The sequence below is a fragment of the Paenibacillus sp. FSL H3-0333 genome (assembly GCF_038002805.1).
GTDB classification, from domain to species: Bacteria; Bacillota; Bacilli; order Paenibacillales; family Paenibacillaceae; genus Paenibacillus_AQ; species Paenibacillus_AQ silagei.
Window position 1 is genome coordinate 75,844 of sequence record NZ_JBBODG010000001.1, and the last position, 19,624, is coordinate 95,467.

Sequence of the window (19,624 nt, forward strand, 5' to 3'; positions counted from 1 at the left end):
GGATGGAAAGAACTACCGGAGGTTCATATGACACCTAAAGACTATGACAGCCTCTCCTGGCCCGGCAGGTTCAGCAGAGGAGATAAGCAGGCACTTGCCGATGTTATGGATTACTACGGAACGGATGTGCTTAGGCTGGTCAAACGCATTCTGGGCGGCTGCGGGCGGGCAGAGGATGCTGAAGAATGTGTCAGCGATGTGTTTCTGGCTGCCTGGAACAACATTGAACGTTATGACCCGGTACGCGCCTCGTTCCGCACATGGATATTCTTGCTCGCCAAATATAAGGCACTGGATCTAAGACGCAAATTGCAGTCTGAACTCGGCGGGAGGATTGAGGAAACAGCGCTGGATATACAGAGTGGAAATAACACCGAACAGGAGATTCTTCAGCGCGAGTCAGCGGGGGAATTGCTCCGCCATATCGGGCAGCTGCATGAACCGGACCGCAGCCTGCTTCTGCGCCGGTATTATCTGTATGAGAGTCTGGATGAACTGGCTGCGGCTTTTGGTTTAAGTAAAAAAGCTGTGGAGAACCGGCTGTACCGGTGCCGGATCATCCTGAAGCAAGCTATGCAGCAGACAGATCAAGAAGGAGAGGGGGACTTAGGCCATGAAGAAAGAGTTGAACACCGATGAAAGTGAGCTATTCGATCAACTCGATGCGCTGGAGTTCAGTGAAGCTGAGCTTGCCTTGAACACAGTGTCCGCTGAGCCGCGTTTAGCTGCTCCATCGGAAGAGGAGCTTGAAGCCTTGCAGCGGATCAGAATGCGCACCTTATCCCTGATTGAGACCACTCCCGCAGAGCAGCGTCTGCCTCCCGTCCGCAAGAGCCGCAGGCAGGCATTTACCAGAGTTGCTGCAGCCCTCCTTATTGCAGCAGGACTGGTGGTCACTTCGCCCAGCGTCCAGGCAGGTCTAAAGCAAGTCTTCAGCTTCTTGCCCGGCCTCCACACCGTGCTGGAGAATAGCCCGAACAGTCCGCTATATGTGCTGAAGAAGCCCTTCACCGCTGCTGTAGGCAAGGGTGAGCTGACCGTCAATGCTATACTTGTGCAAGAGAACCGAGCAACCATTAATCTGCGGGGGCAAAATATTCCCATTATTAATGAATTTCAAGCAGATATCGGAGGAAGCCGCTACACCTTCACGTTCAATTCGCGCACTTTCTCCGGAGACTGGGATGCAAGTTATAGCGCTCTTCTTCCCCCTGATTTCACTTTACAGGCTGAAGGAGCGGTTACCTTGTATATCAATGGCATGGTCCTCGGCCCGCTGGTCCTTGGGTCGCCGGAGACCGCCGATGACCTGCAGCAGCTCGGGGTCAGCGATATTCAGCAGGATGTGCGGATTTCAGCTTTTCCGGTACGTCTGGATGACAGGTTTGTCCGTGTTGAGTTGGTTTCGGCGCTCATGCGGACGGCATCCGCTGCGTCTTCTTATAGACTGGAGCCGCTAAGCTTCTGGAGCGGCACATCTGTCAAGGATGCAGCAGGAGCGGATGTCCCTATTGAGTATTCTAAATTCTCTATAGGCTACCCTTCCGAGCTCTTGTTCCGTGAACAGAAGGAGGCCGGGGAGGACGCTTATACGGTGGTTATTCCCTACATGCAGGTATCCGATCAGAAAGCCGCCTCCCAGGAACTTACCCTGCCGCTGCCCACTGTTGGAGAGAGCAGAACACTGGAGATTACTGCTGAGATCGCCGGCTGTCCGGTAGATTTCACCCGTATCACGCGAAGCAGTGAGACCCAGGTCACTGTAGACGTGGACTTGAAATTTGACCCGGCGATGGTAAAGTCGCTTACCCATTTCACTATTAGCTATGCTGGCTCTAAGGAACCTTATTTCTTTAGCTATAAGGAGAGTGAAGGAACTCCGCCTTTCATGAAGGCTCTTCATCTGAATGCAAAGCCTGACGCGGACATGCTGCGTATTAAATTGTCCAGGCCCGTGTTTGTATTGAAAGGTCCCTGGACTCTGCCGCTCAAACTGGGGGATTAGGATATGGAGGGTGGACAATGTCGAAGCTGCCGTCTATAATACACCGTAAGAACATAGCAATACCCGTGAACTTTATAGAACCAGGGGTGCTGGAATTGGCCGGCTGAGATTGTATCCCACAAGATACTGACCCTTACACCTGATCTGGATAATGCCAGCGTAGGAATCTTCATTCAACACAGTGCCTTGAGCGGTACTGAAGCTGAATCCCCTCACGCAAGTCACTGGCGTCCCGATCTTCGGGACGCTTTTTTGATTCTAAGTATGTACAGGAATAGGGTTTCTGTAAGCTCTGAAGACCAGGGGTTGCTGGAAGGAGAGAAAAAGAGAAATGGGAGTCAAAAAAACAGGAATGCTGCTGATCAGCTCCATGCTGGTTCTCGCGGTCGCGGGATGTGGCGGCGGGAACAACAGCGGCAATGCGGGGGCCAGCGCACCTGCTGCCGGTAACAGCACGGCTGCACCTGATGCAACCGCAGCCGCACCCACGGATGCCAAGACGCTGACGCCGGTCAAGATTGCCCTGGACTGGACGCCGAACACGAATCATACCGGCCTGTATGCAGCCAAAGAGCTGGGCTATTACGCGGAGGAAGGTCTTGACGTCCAGATTGTACAGCCTGGCGCTGCCGGGTCGGATACAATGGTCACTTCCGGCGAAGCCCAGTTCGGCATCAGTGCCCAGGAGGCGCTGACCCTGGCCCGTCTGCAGGATGTGCCGCTGGTATCGATTGCTGCAATCATTCAGCATAATACCTCGGGCTTCGCGGCTCCGAAGGACCGCAATATTAAGACGCCGAAGGATTTTGAAGGCAAAACGTACGGAGGCTGGGGCTCCCCTGCGGAGCAGGCTGCCATGAAAGCCATTATGGACCCCGAAGGCGGGGATGTCTCCAAGGTGAAGCTGGTGAATATCGGCGAAGCGGACTTTTTCACAGCCGTGAAGCGGGATATTGACTTCGCCTGGATCTTCTATGCCTGGACCGGGGTGGAAGCCGAGCTGCGCGGGGAGCCGCTGGATATGCTGTATCTTAAGGATTATGCGCCGCAGCTTGATTACTACACACCGGTGCTGACCACCAGCGAGAAGGAGATCGCCGAGCATCCTGAAGTGGTGAAGGCCTTCCTTAAGGCTACGTCAAAAGGCTATCAGTACGCCATCGACCACCCGGAAGAAGCCGCGACGGTCTTGTCCGATGCTGTACCTGATCTGGACCCCAAGCTGGTGCTGGCCAGCCAGAAATGGCTTAGCCCGAAATACAAGGACGACGCCCCGCGCTGGGGTGAGCAGAAGCTTGAGATCTGGAAGAATTACGCCGACTGGATGTACGGCCTGAAGCTGCTGGATAAGCCGCTGGATGCGGAGAGTACGTTTACGAATGAATTTTTGCCGGAATCATAATGAACCCGCATGGCGGGAATCTTATACTTAACTTGGAGAGGAAGGATTCATCATGGCTAACACACTGCTCAGCATTCAGGTAATTCCCAAGACACCGAACAACGAGGATTCCATCCCTTACGTGGACAAGGCTATAGAGGTCATTCAAAAGTCAGGCGTGAAGCATCAGGTGAATCCACTGGAGACCACGATGGAAGGCGAGCTGTCCGAGCTGCTGGATATTGTGCGTGATATGCATGAGGCGCTGATCGCTTCCGGCAGTCCTAGTGTCATCTCACAAATCAAGATCGCCCATAATCCGGGCGGCATCAGCATGGATAAGCTGACGGAGAAATACCGGCCGTGAGAAGCACCTGGAAGCTAGTGTGGCCGCCCTTTGTGGCGGTCCTCTTTTTTGTCGGGATATGGCAGCTATCAGTCATGCTGTTCGACATCCCGGCTTACCAGCTGCCCAGCCCCGCGGATATCGCGCGTGAGACGAAGAACAACGCCTCCGGGATTTGGGAGCACACCGCCGCCACGCTGCGGCTGACCCTGATCGGCTTCCCGGTCGGCACAGGCATCGGCCTGCTCACCGCCTTGCTGCTGCATCTGCTGCCCTGGGTCAAGCGAGCGCTCTATCCGCTGCTGATCCTCAGCCAGAATGTGCCCTCCATTGCGCTTGCCCCGCTGCTGATTATCTGGTTCGGGTTCGGCCTGCTGCCCAAAATCATCCTGATCACCCTCGTCTGCTTCTTCCCTGTGGCTGTTGCGACCATGGGCGGGCTGACGCAAAGCGACCGGGTAATGCTGAATTATATGAAGATGGCCGGTGCAGGCAAGTGGCAGATCTTCACCAAGCTGGAGCTTCCCGGCTCGCTGCCCTCCCTGTTCTCCGGGCTCAAAATCTCCGCCACTTATGCGGTGATGGGCGCAGTGGTGGCCGAATGGATCGGCGCCGACAAAGGGATCGGCTACTATATGCTGCTGCAGAAGTCCTCTTACCGTGCGGACCGGATGTTCGTGGCCATCGCTATTATCGTGCTGCTGAGTCTCGTATTATTCGCGCTCATTGCCCTGCTGGAGAGATGGCTGGTGCGCTGGAAGCCGCGCAAGGAAGCTTAATGCCCAAGGAAGGATATCCCAACACGGAAGTACTTATAATCAACTGAAGGAGGTTACGCGAAGTGTCTGAGCTTACGAGGATTGAACTGGAGAAGGCGGACGGAGACGGACGCCTGGGTACTCGGAGTGTGCCGCCTGCGCTCGAAGTCAGCGGCATCAGCAAGTCGTTCAAGCACCGCCGCCGGGAGACACAGGTGCTGAATCAGGTGTCCCTGACCGTGGAGCCGCAGGAATTCGTCTCCATTGTCGGCCCGTCCGGCTGCGGCAAAAGCACGCTGTTCCATATTATCGGCGGCCTTACGCTGCCGGATACCGGAACCGTCCGCATGAACGGCATCCCGGTGACCGGGCAGCGCGGCAAGATCAGCTATATGCCGCAGCAGCCCGCACTGTTCCCGTGGCGCAGCACACTGGATAACGTCCTGCTTGGCGGCGAGCTGCAAGGCGCCCCGCAGCGGGAGGCGCGCGAGGCTGCGCGCCACTGGCTGGCGAAGATCGGCCTCGGCGGCTTCGAGCGGGCCTACCCGCACATGCTCTCCGGCGGCATGCAGCAGCGGGCCGCCTTCCTGCGGGCCATGCTCGCACCGCAGGAGCTGATGCTGCTCGATGAGCCGTTCAGCGCGCTCGACGCGCTGACCCGCGAGCAGATGCAGCGCTGGCTGCTGGAGCTGTGGGAGGAGAACCGCCGTTCCGTGCTGTTCATCACCCATAACATTGAAGAGGCGCTGCTGCTCTCCACCCGCATCTACGTCTTCTCGGGGCGTCCCGGCTCCGTCCTCCACACCGTGGAGGTCCCGTTCCCGCGCCCGCGCCGCGAAGAGATCGCCGATTCGCCGGAGTTCCTCCGGATGCGGCGCCAGCTCTCAGAGTGGATGCGCGAGGAGCAGGCGAAGAGCCAGAGCTAAGAGGGGGTGCTGCGCTGGTGACTTAGCTGTAACGGTTGCGCCCCTTGCTATGGTAACAACAGTCCTCGTGACTCGGCACTGCCTTGTCTGTAGCGGCACAACTCTACCTGATTGTATTTACTGCAATAGAATCTGCAATATTCCAGGCGAAATTCACTTCTGCTGTATTTTATACAGCAGATTTTTGTTTGTTTGCCCCAAAACACCACTTTCGCAGATTTCTGCTGTACGAAGTGCATTAGATTCAAATTCGCGGCATATTTAGGGAGCATCTGTTGTAGAAAATACAATGGGCTAGAACAAACTCAGGTGGTGTAATGTAAGTTGCGAACCACTTCACCCGTGTAGTTGTAGTCTGTGCAATTAAAAACAGTAAAAAGGATCGCTCGTCTCCTATAACTGTAGTCTGTACAACTAAATCTGCCCGAATGAGTGATATCAAGCTATAAAAAGCAGGTTAGTTGTACGAAATGCAGCTATAGGGATCATTAATGATCTATCAGACGATTTAGTTGTATGGAGTGCAATTAAGTATACCGCATGTACTGGTACCCCTTAGGCCCCGCCACTACTCAAACCCGCACATCCGCACACCCATCTGACCATCCATCATCCACATATACATCTCGCACCCAGTATACTCACCGGCACTTGTTGCACTACTTCACTCACTGCACTCACTACACTACTTGCACTCATGGCACTACCCTCACTTACCTTCACTTACCCGCCCGCCCTACATCCAGCCCTTGTCCTCCGCCAGCCGTACGGCTTCGATCCGGGTCTTGACCGCAAGCTTGCTGAGGATCTCCGAGATGTAGTTGCGGACCGTGCCATAGGAGAGGTGGAGCGCCGCGGCGATCTCTCCGGCACTCCGGCCCGCGGCGGCCAGCTTCAGAATCTCCCGCTCCCGGTCCGAGAGCGGGTTCTCTTCGCGCAGGCTGCCAAAGACCAGCTCGGGGGAGACCTCGCGGCCCCCGCCCATCACGCGGCGGATGGCATCCGCCAGCTTATCCACCGGCTCATCCTTCAGCAGATAGCCCTGAATTCCGGCCTTCACTCCGCGCTCGAAATAGCCGGGACGGGCGAAGGTGGTCAGGATAATAATCTTGGTGGCGCAGCCCCGCGATTTCAGTATCTCCGCCACCTCCAGGCCGCTCATCAGCGGCATCTCAATATCCATCAGACACACATCCGGCTGGACACGTTCGATCAGGGCCAGCGCCTCCGCCCCGTCCCCGGCTTCGCCCGCCACCTCAATATCCTCCTCCAGATCGAGCAGCGACGCCATTGCGCCGCGCAGCAGCCGCTGATCCTCGGCAATTACGATGCTGATCATGCTGTTTCCCCATCCTTTCCATCCTTAACTACTCGTGGTGTGACCACCGTCAGCAGGGTTCCCCCTCCGGGTCTCTGGGCAAGCGTCAGTGAACCGTCAATCAGGGCCAGCCGCTCGCCCATTCCCTTCATGCCATTGCCGTCCCGGCGATCCGTGCTCTCCGAGCCGCAGGCATCTACCCCTATGCCGTTATCCTCCAGCGTAATCTGTACCTCGCCGGGTGTCATTACGATGCTGATCCGGCACTGGTCCGCACGGCTATGCTTGACGATATTGGTGATTCCCTCCTTGATACAGAGGCTGAGAATACTCTGCGTCAGATCGGATACGCCCGGCAGTGCTGCATCTCCCTCTACCTCAAGCGCGATCTCCGCGCTGCGCAGCATCTCCGCCGCCTCGACCAGCTCTTCAGCGACTGAGACCGCTCGCATCTCTGAGACCAGCTCCCGCACCTGGCGCAACGCGGCCCGCGAGGTCCGCTGGATCTCACGGGCTTCCGCCTGCGCCCGCTCGGGATTTTTGACAACCAGCTTTTCAACAAGCTGGCTTTTCAGCGTAATCAGCGACAACGTGTGTCCCATCGTATCATGCAGATCACGCGCGATGCGCATCCGTTCCTCGCGCTTGATCATCTCTCTAATCACCTCATTGGCCTGATCCAGCTCCTTCTCCAGCATCCTCCGCCGGTTCATGGAGCGGATACCGAAGGGAGTAATCAGCATCATCAGCGCAAAGGGCACCATGAACAGCAATCCCCCCGTGCTGTACATTTGATCCAGGGACAGCAGAGCCAACGCGATCAGCATAGCTGTGAATATGGCCAAGGCCCGTCTGAACCGGCGCAAGTCGGTATACCAACCGATAAAGTTGCTGGTGAAGAAGCCCATATACATGTTGTAGGGGCTATAGACTACGGTTAGCACGACAATAATCAGCATCTGCAGCCCCAGCCAGGCCGTATACGTTCTCTCTTCCGCCCAGTAGAGCTGGCGGTAAATCACCAGGAACAGCAGGAGCAGCGCCACTCCCCACATCAGCTTATAGCCGCTGTAGCCATCGAGATTCAGCACCGGGAACACCAGATAGAACAGCCAGATATAGGGGAAGAAGCCGAATCTTTTCGGAAATATCCGGAACTGCTTACGTGCCACCATGGATTACACCGCTTCCTGTTTTCGCCTTATATAGACCGATAATAACATAAATACAGCCAGGTAACCGAGCAGCAGCAGTACGGCCTTCCACGACGGGGAATCTCCCGCTACAATCGCCCAGGCTCCACCTCCATAATTGTAGGACGGCAGCCAGTGTCCGATCTTCTGCATCAGCTTAGGCATAATCTCCAGAGGCATCCACATGCCCCCGGCCACCGCCAGCCCCATATAGAGCACATTGCTCACCCCGCTGGCCGTATCCACCCGCTTCATGGACCCGATAATCGTACCCAGCGCCAGAAAAGGCAGAGAGCCCGCAAGCAGCCACAGTCCGCTAAGCAGCCACTGCGCTGCTGTCAGCGATACCCCGTTAATCAGGTACCCGGCTGCGAAAATACACAGAACCGAGAACAGATGCATGATGCTCTGACCGAACATTTTGCCGAAAAAATATACCGTGGACGGCAGCGGAGTAATGCGGATAAACGTATTCCAGCCCTGCGTCTGCTCCTGTACCAGCCGGACGCCGAGGGTCATAATCGCCGAGCCCATCACGCTGAAGGCCGCCATCGACATCAGATAATGCGCCTGCCACTGCTTCGTATCGTCCGTCCCCGTATTCACCACCCGGGTGAAGATGAAGTAGAACATAATCGGCATGAGCAGCGACCAGAATACATAATAGGGATTGCGGATAATCCGCAGCAGCTCTGCCTTGCACTGGGCTATCATAGGGTTCATCATACTGCCGCCTCCTCTTGATTCAGGGTCAATTGCTCGAACGCTTCATCCAGCTTCCCCTGGTCGATCCGTACATCCTGCACGGCCAGCCCGTTCACGAAAATAGCCCGCAGCGCCTCATCCGTATTCCCTGTCGACACATGCAGCCGTCCATCCTTCTCGTAGCAGCCTTCCACGGCTGGCAGCTCCAGCAATTGATTGCGCAGCAGCGCCGGGTCGCCGGACGCCAGGAAGGACAGCGACTTCTTGACCAGTCTCGCCTTAATCTCGTCCGGGCTTCCGTCCGCCGCCAGCACTCCCCGGTTGAACAGCAGAATCCGGTCCGCGATATCCTCCGCCTCCTGCAGATAGTGGGTGCTGAACAGAATCGTCTTGCCCTGATCGGCCAGTCCCCGCACCCTCTCCCAGAAATGCCGCCGCGCTGTCGTATCCAACCCCACCGTCGGCTCGTCAAAAAACAGCAGATCCGGGTTGCCCGCCAGCGCCAGCGCGAAGCTAAGGCTGCGCTTCTGCCCGCCGGAGAGCTTCTCCGCATAGCGGTTCAGATCCGCCTCCCCCAGCCCCGTCGCCTGAAGCAGCACCTCCATCTCCATCGGCTGCGGATAATAGCTGCGGATCAGGGCCAGAAGCTCCCGGACCTTGAGCCGGTCCATGACACTGACCTCCTGGAGCATGGCTCCGGTCCGCTGCTTCACCCTGACGTCTGCCGGCTTAAGACCGAACACCTTCACGCTGCCCTCCGAGGGCTCAAGCAAGCCCAGAAGCATCGCCAGTGTGGTGGTTTTGCCGGCTCCGTTAGGGCCAAGCACCGCTGTGATCGAGCCGCGGCTAATGCTGAAGCTCACCTGCTTCACCGCTTGCTTCTCCTGGAAGCTGCGGCTGACATTTTTCATTTCAATGACATGTTCCATCGTGTATCCCTCCGTGTCCTTCTGCCTTCTTGGCTATATTGCTATAGTACCGGAGACCGGAGAGGAGCATCAGTATGGACTGTCACCGATTCAAAGTGACAACTGTCACCCGGGCAACAAGTAGAAACGGCTTTGCCGTCCTTTTAAGGACGGTACCGTTTCAGCGAGAAATAGAAGGATAATTTATCATGTGAAACATATAAGTTTATATTTAAATAAAGCACTCCTGTCCACGATTCCGTTATCGTAGCAAGAGCGCCTCCGTGTGCCTATTACTCAAACCTCAGCCTTTGGAGCGCCTGCTCCAGCATATCGTTCAGCGTCTCCCCTCCGGGAGGGGCGCTTACCCAATGGAAGACCGCTGTGCGTATCGCTGCCATGAGCAGCGCAGCCAATAAGTCCGGGTACAGGTCGAACTTTACATCCTTGTGTGTACGTTCCGCGATCACCCTGGCGAGCTCCCGCTCAATCTCGATCTCCACCTTCCGTGTCGCGCCGAACAATGCCGGATCATCACGGAGAAGGACGATGCGTGCATACCACTGCCGGTCTGTTGTTTCGGCGAATCCCTCAAGCACAGCAGCCCGGATCGATTCCTGCAGTGGTTCACCGGATGGACGGCCGGCAAGGGCAGCCGCTATCCGCTCGGAACGCTGATAAGCATTGCCGACCATTGCAGCCTCTTTGGAAGCAAAATAGTTATTGAACGTCCGCATGGAGACATTCGCGGCTGCGGCAATATCCTCCACCCGGACCTGGCTGGCCCCTTTCTCCATGGCAAGTCTGCAGGCTACATCACTTAGCGTCCGCCTGGTCTCTTCCTTCTTGCGTTCTCTCAAGCCCGGTTTCTCAGTCGTCATGTCCGTCTATGTCTCCATTCCTGTATGTAGTCAATTCTATATGTAATCAAAGGCCTGCGGTGCTGAAAATTTCAGCACTACAGACCCTGGTATTATTCTGCGGAATTGTTTACTGCGCCGCTGGAAGCTGAATGTTATAATCGAGCACCTCATCCAGCCAGTCAAACATCACCTGGTAGCTGAGCGGCAGATTGTTCAGCTGGCAGTGCAGGTCCGCACCATCCTCTTCCGTCCCCTTGAAGATCGCGTTCTTCTCATTGGGGGCCTTCTCGTAAGTGTCTACCGCCTGCCGCTGCATCTCAGGATGCTCCGCTTCCGAAAACATGGAGAGCAAGGGACATTTGACATCCTTCGGGTCCACTTCGATCGCTTCCCTGGCTACATGATACCACTCGGCAATACTATCGAAGCCGTGCGACCAAGCCGATCCGGCGAACAGGACCTGCCCGGTATATGGCATCTTTTTGCTCGCTTCTACCGCTTCCTCCGCGCTGCCCCGCAGGAACGAAGGCATACCGCGTTCAATGAAGGACGCCATGGAGTACACCGGTGAGTTGGGCACTGCCGCTGCGAAGCGGTCGTCACAGCTGGCATGCACCATCGTCTTGGCCCCGCCATAGCTCATGCCGCTGACCACCAGCCGCTCAGGGTCCACATCCGGACGGGCCAGGACGAAATCCGTGGTGGCTCTGTAGACATTATGCAGCTCCTCGCGCGGGAAGTTCCGTGCTGTCGCCTCAGGCTCATAGAATCTGACACATACATCATAAGGAAGGTCTACGATCAGCGCGTTGTATCCCCGGTCAATAGCCGCTTGCCCTCCGAGAAAATAGGTATCTTCCTTGTGCGTCTCCCCGCCGTTATGGAAAATAATCGTTGGCTTAGGCGCATTCCCGTGCTCCGCCTTCAGGAAGCAGCCCGGGAACTTATACCCCTTGTATTCCACCTCGACCCACTCATGGGGAATCTGCTCAGACTTCGCATCAAGCGCCTTGCGGAAGCATTCCACACTTTTGCCGTGGTACCGTGCGAAATCCGGTTCGCCGGGAAAAGCTCCATAGAAGGCTGCCCTGTAATACGAATGGGCACGAATGAATGCCTCACCGGCGCTGATCAGATGCCCTTTCTTCAGGCAGCGCTCTGCTGTTGCCTCGATTTTAACGGCTTCCTTCTCGAATTCAGTCTTCCAGCTGGTCAAAGAGCTGGGATCGATGTTCCGTGCAAGCTTGAATACTTCACCCTGTGACACACCGCCGCAGTGTACGAACGACAGCAGCCACTGGAACGTGAATTCAATATCATCGCGCTCGAAGAATACCTTGTGCGTCAATCGTGCAGCCACCTTTGTCTCTTGCCCGTCTACCTGTACCATACCATTCTCCTCCTTCTCCAATCTATCCTTTCAAGATCATCCACAGCAGAAACAGCCGCGAAGCGGAAGAGGGAATTAGGCTACGGCGCGATTCCGGGCCCGGGTGTTGGCGTCCAGCGAAATCCAACCTCTTACCAGATTTTAGCACTTTCCATATTTTTGCGCAACACGCAATATTTCTTTTAATGCAATTTTGCAATACGCGCAAAATAATCAAATGGGAGAATAGTATTCCGCTCGCTTCGGCTCCCTCACCTCCACTCGAACCCACTGCATTCGGTTTTACGCATACATTTGCCCCGATCCCCCCGCAGTTGCACATTGTATGTTGTTTTCAACATACATTCGCCCCGCTCACCCTCGCAGTTGCACATTGTGTGTTGTTTTCCACATACATTCGCCCCGCTCACCCTTGCAGTTGCACATTGTATGTTGTTTTCGGCATACATTTACCCCGCTCACCCTCGCAGTTGCACATTGTGTGTTGTTTTCCACATACATTCGCCCTGCTCACTCGCAGTAGCACATCTTGGCGGCGTTCTGCCTATCTCTGGCCAATTTTGATGGTTTTCACTCTCACCAACCGCTTGTATGTAGCAACATTGTTGCAGTTTTTGCAGGATTTCTCCAGACATGTTACTGGCTGCGGTGCAATGTTGCATGATTTGCAGGAATTTTGGCGTTTTGAGCAGGTTAGCTCTGACATTGTTGCATTTCGTGCAGGATTTCTGCATAGGTCGCTTCTATTGGGCAGCATTGTTGCATTTCATGCAGTAAATCCCAATATTTGTTACTGGCTGTGGCGTATTGAGCCTACGTACCTTCGCGCTAGCCTACTGTGTTCAGTTTTTCGCATACACAAGTCCACTCGCCTCCAATCAAAAAAAGGCCTCCCCCGCTAACTCCGGAGAAGACCTTTCCAATTCTACCGCTGCATAAATCCCTTGCTAAGCAGGAATTCCTTCATGTGCAGCCGGGCAGGCTGAGCTAGCCGGCCGGCCATCATCTCCGACCAGGAGGCTGCGTTCTGGCCGCCGGTACGCTCGCGCATATAGTCGCTGGAGATCGCGTCGTACACGCGGGCCTGTTCCACTGCGGCTTCGGCATTGTAGCCGTTATGATGCAGCACCGCCGCCTGCGGCAGGCGCGGGCGGATACCGTTCACGGCGGCCGGATACCCGAGGCACATGCCGAAGACCGGATAGACCAGCTCCGGCAGGCCGAGGAGCTCAGATACCGCGGCGATCTCATTGCGGATGCCGCCGATATAGACAATGCCGAGGCCCAGCGATTCAGCGGCAACCGCCGCATTCTGCGCGGCCAGCGCCACATCGACAGTCGCTACAATCAGATTCTCAGCCGTGTCCTCGTAGGACGGCTTCCCCTGCAAATGCGGAGCCGACGCTTCCCGCAGCCGGTACATGTCCGCACACCAGACCAGAAAGACCGGGCACTGCTTGATGTAGGCCTGATTACCGGACAAAACGGATAGCTGCTCTTTAAGCGCAGGCTCAGTTACAGCAATAACCGTGTACGCCTGGACATTGCTGGAGGTCGAAGCCATCTGCCCCGCTCCAATCACTGCTGCCAGCAGTTCGTCACTGACCGGCTTGTCCTGGTACTGGCGGACAGAGGTATGACGGTTCAACAACTCAAGGGTTTCATTCGTGGGTTTCATTATCGTCCCGCCTTTCTTAACTCCTAATATAAGCCTATTATGATCCCATTTCGCGGCTCAGACAACAAGCGTGGCTTTCCTTTTCCTCATCTTCCTCATCTTCCTCCTCTTCCTCCCATTCCTCTTCCTTTACCACCCGTTCCCCCGCTTCACCTCCTGGACAATCGCCAGGATTCCCTCATCAATCTGCGTAAGCCCCGCCCGGGAAATACTGATGCGCAGGAATTTGTCCCGGGTCTGGTAACCCGGCAGATAGAAGCCGTTCCCCGGCACCACGCGGATCTGCCGCCCGGCCAGGCGCTTGACCAGACGCTCCAGGTTGACGGTGAGCGGCAGCTTGAACTGGATATAGATGCCGGAGCTGTCCGCAGAGGCTTCGATGAAGCCGTCCGTATTATGCCGCCCAAGCGCAACGTATACCGCGCGGATTTTTTTGGCGTACATAGCTTTGATCTTGTGCCTGTGATGCCCGTACATCCCGTTCTTGATGTATACCTCAAGCGCAGCCTGCGACAGCAGCGAGGTATCGGTGTAGCCTTTATAGGAGCGGAAGGTCTCCAGCAGCGGCTGCGGTACCACTACCGCACCGAGCCTAAGGCCCGGGAAGATGATTTTGGAGAAGCTTTTGAGATAAATGACATGGGAGGTCTGGTCATACGCATAGATCGGGTCATAACGCCGTCCAATCCCCAGATCCGCCATATAATCATCCTCGGCGATGTAGACATCGTATTTGGCTGCCAAGCCGGCAATGGCCTTGCGTTCCTCTGTGCTGTAGGTTGTCCCGAGCGGATTGTGATATCTGGGCATCGTATAAAAAAATTTGAATCGCCCGCTCGCGAACCGCTCCTCCAGCTCCTGCAGGTTAATGCCCGCGGCCGAACGCCCGATTCCGCTCACCGGCAGCCCCTCAGCCTCCAAATACCGCAAAAAAATATCGTACCCCGGCTGTTCCACCAGAATCTCCGTCCTGCCGCTGGGAAAAGGCATTCTGGCCAGTATCTCCAGCGCCTGCTGTATCCCGGAGGTAATCAGGATCGACTCCGCCTTGGCGAACACCTGATACTCGGCCAGATGCGACACCAGGGTGCGGCGCAGTGTCTCCAGCCCCAGCGCATCGCCATAGGTGAACAGATGGTATTTGTACTGGTCAATCGCTTTATTGAGGCAATGCTGGAAGTCCAGGTACGGAAACACGTTCAGATCCGGCGAAGCCGAAGCAAAATCAACCGTCCCTTCGCTCCCCGCCGCTGCCGAATCCTCACTCTTGTCCACCATGTAATAACCGCTCTGCGGAATAGAGTAGATCGTATGCGTCCGCTCCAGCTCCCCGTAAGCCTTCAGAATGGTACTGACACTGCAGCCGTAGATTTCTGAAGCACTGCGCACAGACGGTAGCTTATCCCCGGGGCGGTACTGCCCTTCCTTCATCTGCCGCTCAAGCTCTGTAATCACCTGATGATACTTGTTCATCGCCCGCCTCCGTTCGCCGTCATTACCATGCTATGCCTTGTATTTTATCCTATTATTCTTCCCTTATTATATAGGGATCGCTGCAAGCTGTACCGGTACAGTTAAGGAAACCTTGTATTGTTGGTGTACGCCTTTTCCTTTAATTTTAAAGTAATAGATCGAATGTTTACAGCATCCAATCTTCACTAACCTACAAGGAGATGTACCCATGCACAAACAAGGACTCAAGCTGGCCTATAGCTTCGCCGTACTCAATGCGGTCATTATCGGCTTCTCCTTCCTGTTCACCAAAGTAGCTCTGGTTCACGCCGGGCCGCTCGACACGCTGACCTTCCGGTTCGCTGCCTCTTTTGCCGTCATGTCGGTTCCGGTCGCCCTCGGCTGGGTCAAGGTGTCCTACCGGGGCAAGCCGATTGGCCGGGCCCTGCTGCTCGCCGCGATGTATCCGCTCGGCTTCTTCACCCTGCAGGTCTTCGGACTTCAGCGCGCCACCTCAGCCGAGGGAGGCATCCTCTATTCGTTCACTCCGGTGGTGACGATGATCATCGCCGGGGTTGTCCTGAAGGAGAAGACCACCCTGCTGCAAAAGCTGTGCATCTTCCTCTCGGTATTCGGCGTGGTTTTCATCTTCGTCATGAAGGGAAGCGGCATTCAGCTGTCCAATATGACCGGGATTGTGCTGCTGTTTATGACTTGTCTAGCTTTTGCCGGGTACAGTGTACTGGCCCGCTCCCTCTCCAGCCACTTCAGCCCCGCTGAGCTCAGCTACCTGATGATGGGGGTCGGCTTCGCCACCTTCCTAATCATCTCGCTTACCGGACATACAGTCAGCGGGACGCTCGGGGAGTTCCTGAATCCGCTGGGAAGTGCAACGTTTGTCCTGTCCGCCGTATATCTGGGGGTGATCGCCTCGCTGGTCACAACCCTGACTTCAACCTATATTTTATCCAAAATCGAGGCCTCACTCATGAGCGTCTTCACTAATCTGTCCACCATCGTATCCATTGCAGCTGGAGCGGTCTTCCTGGGTGAGCAGATCACGGTCTATCACTGGATCGGATCCTTCCTGATCATCGCCGGGGTCATTGGCACGAACCTGCTTGGCCGCAGCAAGGGAGGCTCTCCGGGTCAGCAAGGACCGGAATAAGCGGGGCTGACTGGACCGGGCTAGATGGCATTCCGGATTCAAGTGCACTTCTGCTCCTGATTCCTCCCGCCAGCACCCCATTCGCGAGAATCAGAGGGATTTATCCACTTGATTTGCTCGTGCAGCTAACTTTTCATGGAATCAGAGGGATTTATCCCTTTGATTAGCTCGTGCTTCTAACATTTGGTGGAATCAGAGGGATTTATCCCTTTGATTAGCTTGTGCAGCTAACTTTTCATGGAATCAGAGGGATTTATCCCTTTGATTGGCCCATGCAGCGTACTTTTGATTTCATAAAACGGACTATTGGTGGCTTCGTTCGGAATCCTGATACAAGACCAAAGTTTGTGCTTCAGAGAGCTCCGTTCTACACTCCAGCTCTGCTCTATACTCCATAGAAAGTTATCCAACCGGTAAATTCCCCACTTCCTCAATTCCCCACTCCGCCTAAAAACACAAAGAACCGCAGGATTAAACCCGGCGGTTCTTTGGTTTCCGCAATTGTCCGGACCGGACCGTCTGCAGACAGACGTCTTGGCCCCTTATAGCTTGACGCGCTGTAGCCGCAGCGCGTTCAGTACAACCGACACCGAGCTGAAGGCCATCGCGGCTCCGGCCAGCCAGGGTGCCAGGAAGCCCAGTGCCGCAATCGGGATTCCGATCGTATTGTAGGCCAGCGCCCAGAACAGATTCTGCTTGATATTGCGCATGGTCTTGCGGCTCATCAGGATCGCATCTGGGATACTCATCAGATCGCCGCGCATCAGCGTAATATCCGCCGCCTCCATCGCCACATCCGTGCCGGTGCCGATCGCCATGCCCGTATCCGCAGTCGCCAGCGCAGGAGCATCGTTGATGCCGTCGCCGACCATAGCCACCTTGACCCCGCCGCTCTGGAGCCTGCGGATCTCTTCCGCCTTGCCCTCAGGCAGCACCTCCGCCAGAACCGTGCGGATACCCGCCTGATCTGCAATTGCCTGGGCCGTAATCTTGTTGTCTCCAGTAATCATGACAACCTCGATACCCATGGCATGCAGCCGGGCTACCGCTTCGCGGGAGGTCTCCTTGATCGTGTCAGCCACGGCAATCACTCCCGCTACCGCATCCTCCACGGCTACCAGCATCGCTGTTTTGCCTTCCTGCTCCAGCCTGGTCATGATCCCTGTCCACGGCCCGATATCCAGCCCGTTCTCCACCATCATCCGCCGTGTGCCTACGCTTACCTTCTGGCCGTCCACTACCGCCGACACCCCGCGCCCCGGTACCGCCTCGAACTGGCCCGCAGGCGGCAGGTCGATTCCTCTGCCCTGTGCACCAGCCACTATGGCCTCCGCCAGCGGATGCTCCGAGAGCTTCTCCGCAGCTGCTGTAATCGACAGCAGACGATTCTCGGCAAGCACCCTGCCTTGTGTCTCATTTCCGGCAGTCGCTATAATATCGGTCAGCACCGGCTTACCGTTAGTCACCGTTCCCGTCTTATCCACGACCACTACCTTCACGCCCTGCGCGGCTTCCAGATGCTCCCCGCCCTTGAACAGGATGCCGAACTCGGCAGCCCGGCCGGACCCGGCCATAATCGAGGTTGGTGTCGCAAGTCCCAGTGCGCATGGACAGGCGATGACAAGCACGGCGATCGCTTTCTCCAGGGCCTCCGCGAACTGCCCCGGCGCTCCCCAGATATACCAGACCCCGAAGGTTACGGCAGCAATACCGACCACAATCGGCACGAAGATCCCGGAGATGACATCGGCAATCCGCTGGATCGGCGCCTTCGAGCCCTGCGCTTCTTCCACGACTCTGATGATCTGTGCCAGCGCCGTATCGCGGCCGACCTTGCGGGCTTTGACCCGCAGCATTCCGTTCTTGTTCAGCGTGGCTCCGATAACGGAATCCCCCGGCTTCTTCTCTACCGGGATACTCTCGCCGGTGAGCATAGATTCATCGACGGAGGACAGCCCCTCCACGACTTCACCGTCTACAGGCACCTTCGTGCCGGGCTTCACCAGCACAATATCGCCGATCACTACATCCTCGACGGGAATACTCAGCTCTGCACCGTCCCGCAGCACCAGCGCAGTCTTGGCCTGCAGCCCCATCAGGCTGCGGATCGCATCCGATGAACGCCCCTTCGCCAGCGCCTCGAACCACTTGCCTACGAGAATTAACGTGATCAGAACCGCACTGGTCTCGAAGTATAGCTCCACGGTGTGGTGCATCCCGCTCATTTTCAGCGAATCAATCGTCAGGTACAAGCTGTAAAAATACGCCGCCGAGGTGCCCAGCACCACCAGCACATCCATGTTGGCACTGCCGTTCTTCAGCGCCTTATAGGCGCTGACATAGAACTGCCAGCCGATCACGAACTGAACCGGGGTCGCCAGCACAAGCTGGAACCAGGGATTCATGAATAGCTCCGGCGTCCAAATCCAGGTTGTGAACGAGAAGTGGCCGGCCATGGCCCAGAGCAGCGGTAGGGACAACAACGCGGAGAGCATCCACTTATTCCGCTTGCGTGTAATCTCTTCACTGCGCTGCTCCGCGATATCCTTCCGGTCCTGCTTAAGCGCCGCCTTATAGCCGATGCTGCTCACCTTATCCATAATCTCGGCTGTACTGACATTGCCCGGCGAATATTCCACATGCGCAGTCTCCAGCGCCAGGTTCACATTCACGGCCGCAATCCCCGGCATCCGTCCCAGCACCTTCTCAATACGAGCCGAGCAGGCAGCACAGGTCATGCCGGTAATATCGAAATCCGCCGACTCCTTCAGCGTATCATAGCCCAGAGAGCGGATCTTCTCCTCCATTTGCGCCACATCTGCAACTGCCGGATCGAAGCCCACTGTAGCCTGCTCCAGCGCCAGATTGACATTCGCCCGGGATACCCCCTCCATGCGGGACAAACCCTTCTCGATCCGCGTCGCACAAGCAGAGCAGGTCATGCCGGTAATTTGCAGCGTTGCCTGTTGCTGCGGGGCGGACTCTGCACTCTTTTCCATCCTCATGCACCTCCATATACCCCCAAGGGGTATATTTATTTTGAAAAGAAAAGGCATTGGCGCCCGGCCCTGTACCCCAGGGTTCCCTGCTCCAAGCCCTTATATTACAACCTTTAGCTTACACTACGTCGTAGCCCTGATCTTCAATAGCAGCCTTGATCTTATCCAGGCTTACCGTATTCTCATCGAATTCAACCGCCACCGTCTTCGCCGGCAGATCCACCTTCGCCGCAGCGCCTACGCCGCTAACAGCCTTCTCTACAGCACTTACACAATGACCGCAGGACATTCCTTCAACATTCAGTGTTACATTCGACATTTGAATAACCTCCCAATGTTATTTAGCATTTGCTTAATTGTAAGCGAATGCTTGGTCTTTCGGCTCCTCATATGCCTGAAGAGTTTGATCTTGAGAAAATAACAATAGATGATAGTAACGGAGGGGAATTTTGAAACTGCAGGAGCGCCAGCGACCGCCTTTGTCCACGGATTTCTACCGCTACGGCGGTATCAATCATGAAATCTGTGGACAAC

At 55.9% G+C, this 19,624-nt stretch carries 17 protein-coding genes and 1 riboswitch; of the genes, 7 read left to right on the forward strand and 10 right to left on the reverse strand.

Going from position 1 to position 19,624, the window contains the following annotated elements; translation table 11 throughout:
• The first annotated feature begins 27 nt into the window (after positions 1-27).
• The 6 genes from MHH78_RS00320 (at position 28) to MHH78_RS00345 (ending at position 5,416) form a co-directional block, all read left to right on the forward strand.
• Positions 28-639 (forward strand): sigma-70 family RNA polymerase sigma factor, encoded by a 612-nt coding sequence (locus MHH78_RS00320; protein WP_341166274.1) that lies wholly within the window; start codon positions 28-30, stop codon positions 637-639.
• On the forward strand, positions 614-2,005 hold the full coding sequence (locus MHH78_RS00325; RefSeq protein ID WP_341166275.1) for a hypothetical protein: 1,392 nt from the start codon (positions 614-616) through the stop codon (positions 2,003-2,005). Before MHH78_RS00320 ends, MHH78_RS00325 begins: the two co-directional genes overlap by 26 nt.
• 72 nt (positions 2,006-2,077) lie before the next feature.
• Positions 2,078-2,188: riboswitch (TPP riboswitch) on the forward strand.
• A gap of 148 nt (positions 2,189-2,336) precedes the next feature.
• Positions 2,337-3,407: an ABC transporter substrate-binding protein gene (locus MHH78_RS00330; protein ID WP_341166276.1), complete on the forward strand. Its 1,071-nt coding sequence runs from the start codon at positions 2,337-2,339 to the stop codon at positions 3,405-3,407.
• Positions 3,408-3,459: 52 nt separating this feature from the next.
• Complete coding sequence (locus MHH78_RS00335; protein WP_209994420.1) at positions 3,460-3,753, forward strand: thiamine-binding protein; 294 nt, start codon at positions 3,460-3,462, stop codon at positions 3,751-3,753.
• Positions 3,750-4,511 (forward strand): ABC transporter permease, encoded by a 762-nt coding sequence (locus tag MHH78_RS00340; RefSeq protein WP_209877388.1) that lies wholly within the window; start codon positions 3,750-3,752, stop codon positions 4,509-4,511. The genes MHH78_RS00335 and MHH78_RS00340 overlap by 4 nt, the downstream gene beginning before the upstream one ends.
• Positions 4,512-4,591: 80 nt before the next feature.
• A complete protein-coding gene (locus tag MHH78_RS00345) occupies positions 4,592-5,416 on the forward strand; it encodes an ABC transporter ATP-binding protein (RefSeq protein ID WP_235192090.1) in 825 nt (274 codons plus the stop codon).
• A gap of 736 nt (positions 5,417-6,152) precedes the next feature.
• Here MHH78_RS00345 and MHH78_RS00350 read toward each other — a convergent pair.
• The 8 genes from MHH78_RS00350 to MHH78_RS00385 all read right to left on the reverse strand — a co-directional run bounded on the left by MHH78_RS00350 (position 6,153) and on the right by MHH78_RS00385 (position 14,944).
• A complete protein-coding gene (locus tag MHH78_RS00350; protein WP_341166277.1) occupies positions 6,153-6,755 on the reverse strand; it encodes a response regulator transcription factor in 603 nt (200 codons plus the stop codon).
• Positions 6,752-7,909 (reverse strand): sensor histidine kinase, encoded by a 1,158-nt coding sequence (locus tag MHH78_RS00355; protein WP_341166278.1) that lies wholly within the window; start codon positions 7,907-7,909, stop codon positions 6,752-6,754. Before MHH78_RS00355 ends, MHH78_RS00350 begins: the two co-directional genes overlap by 4 nt.
• Positions 7,910-7,912: 3 nt before the next feature.
• Positions 7,913-8,650, reverse strand: a complete 738-nt coding sequence (locus MHH78_RS00360) for an ABC transporter permease (RefSeq protein WP_341170255.1) — start codon at positions 8,648-8,650, stop codon at positions 7,913-7,915.
• Complete coding sequence (locus tag MHH78_RS00365; RefSeq protein WP_341166279.1) at positions 8,650-9,561, reverse strand: ABC transporter ATP-binding protein; 912 nt, start codon at positions 9,559-9,561, stop codon at positions 8,650-8,652. The genes MHH78_RS00360 and MHH78_RS00365 overlap by 1 nt, the downstream gene beginning before the upstream one ends.
• 272 nt (positions 9,562-9,833) lie before the next feature.
• The gene (locus tag MHH78_RS00370; protein WP_341166280.1) at positions 9,834-10,421 is read right to left on the reverse strand and encodes a TetR/AcrR family transcriptional regulator; all 588 of its coding nucleotides are present in this window, start codon (positions 10,419-10,421) and stop codon (positions 9,834-9,836) included.
• Between the two features lie 109 nt (positions 10,422-10,530).
• Positions 10,531-11,793 (reverse strand): alpha/beta hydrolase family protein, encoded by a 1,263-nt coding sequence (locus tag MHH78_RS00375; RefSeq protein ID WP_341166281.1) that lies wholly within the window; start codon positions 11,791-11,793, stop codon positions 10,531-10,533.
• A 925-nt stretch (positions 11,794-12,718) separates the two neighbouring features.
• The gene (gene nfsA / locus MHH78_RS00380) at positions 12,719-13,471 is read right to left on the reverse strand and encodes an oxygen-insensitive NADPH nitroreductase (protein ID WP_341166282.1); all 753 of its coding nucleotides are present in this window, start codon (positions 13,469-13,471) and stop codon (positions 12,719-12,721) included.
• Between the two features lie 129 nt (positions 13,472-13,600).
• Positions 13,601-14,944, reverse strand: coding sequence for an aminotransferase-like domain-containing protein (locus MHH78_RS00385; protein ID WP_341166283.1), 1,344 nt, complete (start codon positions 14,942-14,944; stop codon positions 13,601-13,603).
• Positions 14,945-15,152: 208 nt separating this feature from the next.
• On the opposite strand from MHH78_RS00385, the gene MHH78_RS00390 reads away from it, so the two are divergent.
• Complete coding sequence (locus MHH78_RS00390) at positions 15,153-16,091, forward strand: DMT family transporter (protein ID WP_341166284.1); 939 nt, start codon at positions 15,153-15,155, stop codon at positions 16,089-16,091.
• 542 nt (positions 16,092-16,633) lie between these two features.
• Here the strand turns inward: MHH78_RS00390 and MHH78_RS00395 are convergent.
• Both MHH78_RS00395 and MHH78_RS00400 read right to left on the reverse strand, forming a co-directional pair.
• Entirely contained in the window at positions 16,634-19,090 is a 2,457-nt protein-coding gene (locus MHH78_RS00395) for a heavy metal translocating P-type ATPase (protein WP_341166285.1), read from the reverse strand.
• A gap of 118 nt (positions 19,091-19,208) precedes the next feature.
• Positions 19,209-19,409 carry a copper ion binding protein gene (locus MHH78_RS00400; RefSeq protein WP_036732845.1) on the reverse strand — a complete coding sequence of 67 codons (201 nt, stop codon included), beginning with the start codon at positions 19,407-19,409 and terminating at the stop codon, positions 19,209-19,211.
• Positions 19,410-19,624 lie beyond the last annotated feature (215 nt).

Coding starts and splice junctions, on each gene's coding strand:
- MHH78_RS00320 (WP_341166274.1), top strand. CDS start 28: ATGACACCTAAAGACTATGACAGCCTCTCCTGGCCCGGCAGGTTCAGC.
- MHH78_RS00325 (WP_341166275.1), top strand. CDS start 614: ATGAAGAAAGAGTTGAACACCGATGAAAGTGAGCTATTCGATCAACTC.
- MHH78_RS00330 (WP_341166276.1), top strand. CDS start 2,337: ATGGGAGTCAAAAAAACAGGAATGCTGCTGATCAGCTCCATGCTGGTT.
- MHH78_RS00335 (WP_209994420.1), top strand. CDS start 3,460: ATGGCTAACACACTGCTCAGCATTCAGGTAATTCCCAAGACACCGAAC.
- MHH78_RS00350 (WP_341166277.1), bottom strand. CDS start 6,755: ATGATCAGCATCGTAATTGCCGAGGATCAGCGGCTGCTGCGCGGCGCA.
- MHH78_RS00355 (WP_341166278.1), bottom strand. CDS start 7,909: ATGGTGGCACGTAAGCAGTTCCGGATATTTCCGAAAAGATTCGGCTTC.
- MHH78_RS00360 (WP_341170255.1), bottom strand. CDS start 8,650: ATGAACCCTATGATAGCCCAGTGCAAGGCAGAGCTGCTGCGGATTATC.
- MHH78_RS00365 (WP_341166279.1), bottom strand. CDS start 9,561: ATGGAACATGTCATTGAAATGAAAAATGTCAGCCGCAGCTTCCAGGAG.
- MHH78_RS00370 (WP_341166280.1), bottom strand. CDS start 10,421: ATGACGACTGAGAAACCGGGCTTGAGAGAACGCAAGAAGGAAGAGACC.
- MHH78_RS00375 (WP_341166281.1), bottom strand. CDS start 11,793: ATGGTACAGGTAGACGGGCAAGAGACAAAGGTGGCTGCACGATTGACG.
- nfsA (WP_341166282.1), bottom strand. CDS start 13,471: ATGAAACCCACGAATGAAACCCTTGAGTTGTTGAACCGTCATACCTCT.
- MHH78_RS00385 (WP_341166283.1), bottom strand. CDS start 14,944: ATGAACAAGTATCATCAGGTGATTACAGAGCTTGAGCGGCAGATGAAG.
- MHH78_RS00390 (WP_341166284.1), top strand. CDS start 15,153: ATGCACAAACAAGGACTCAAGCTGGCCTATAGCTTCGCCGTACTCAAT.
- MHH78_RS00395 (WP_341166285.1), bottom strand. CDS start 19,090: ATGGAAAAGAGTGCAGAGTCCGCCCCGCAGCAACAGGCAACGCTGCAA.
- MHH78_RS00400 (WP_036732845.1), bottom strand. CDS start 19,409: ATGTCGAATGTAACACTGAATGTTGAAGGAATGTCCTGCGGTCATTGT.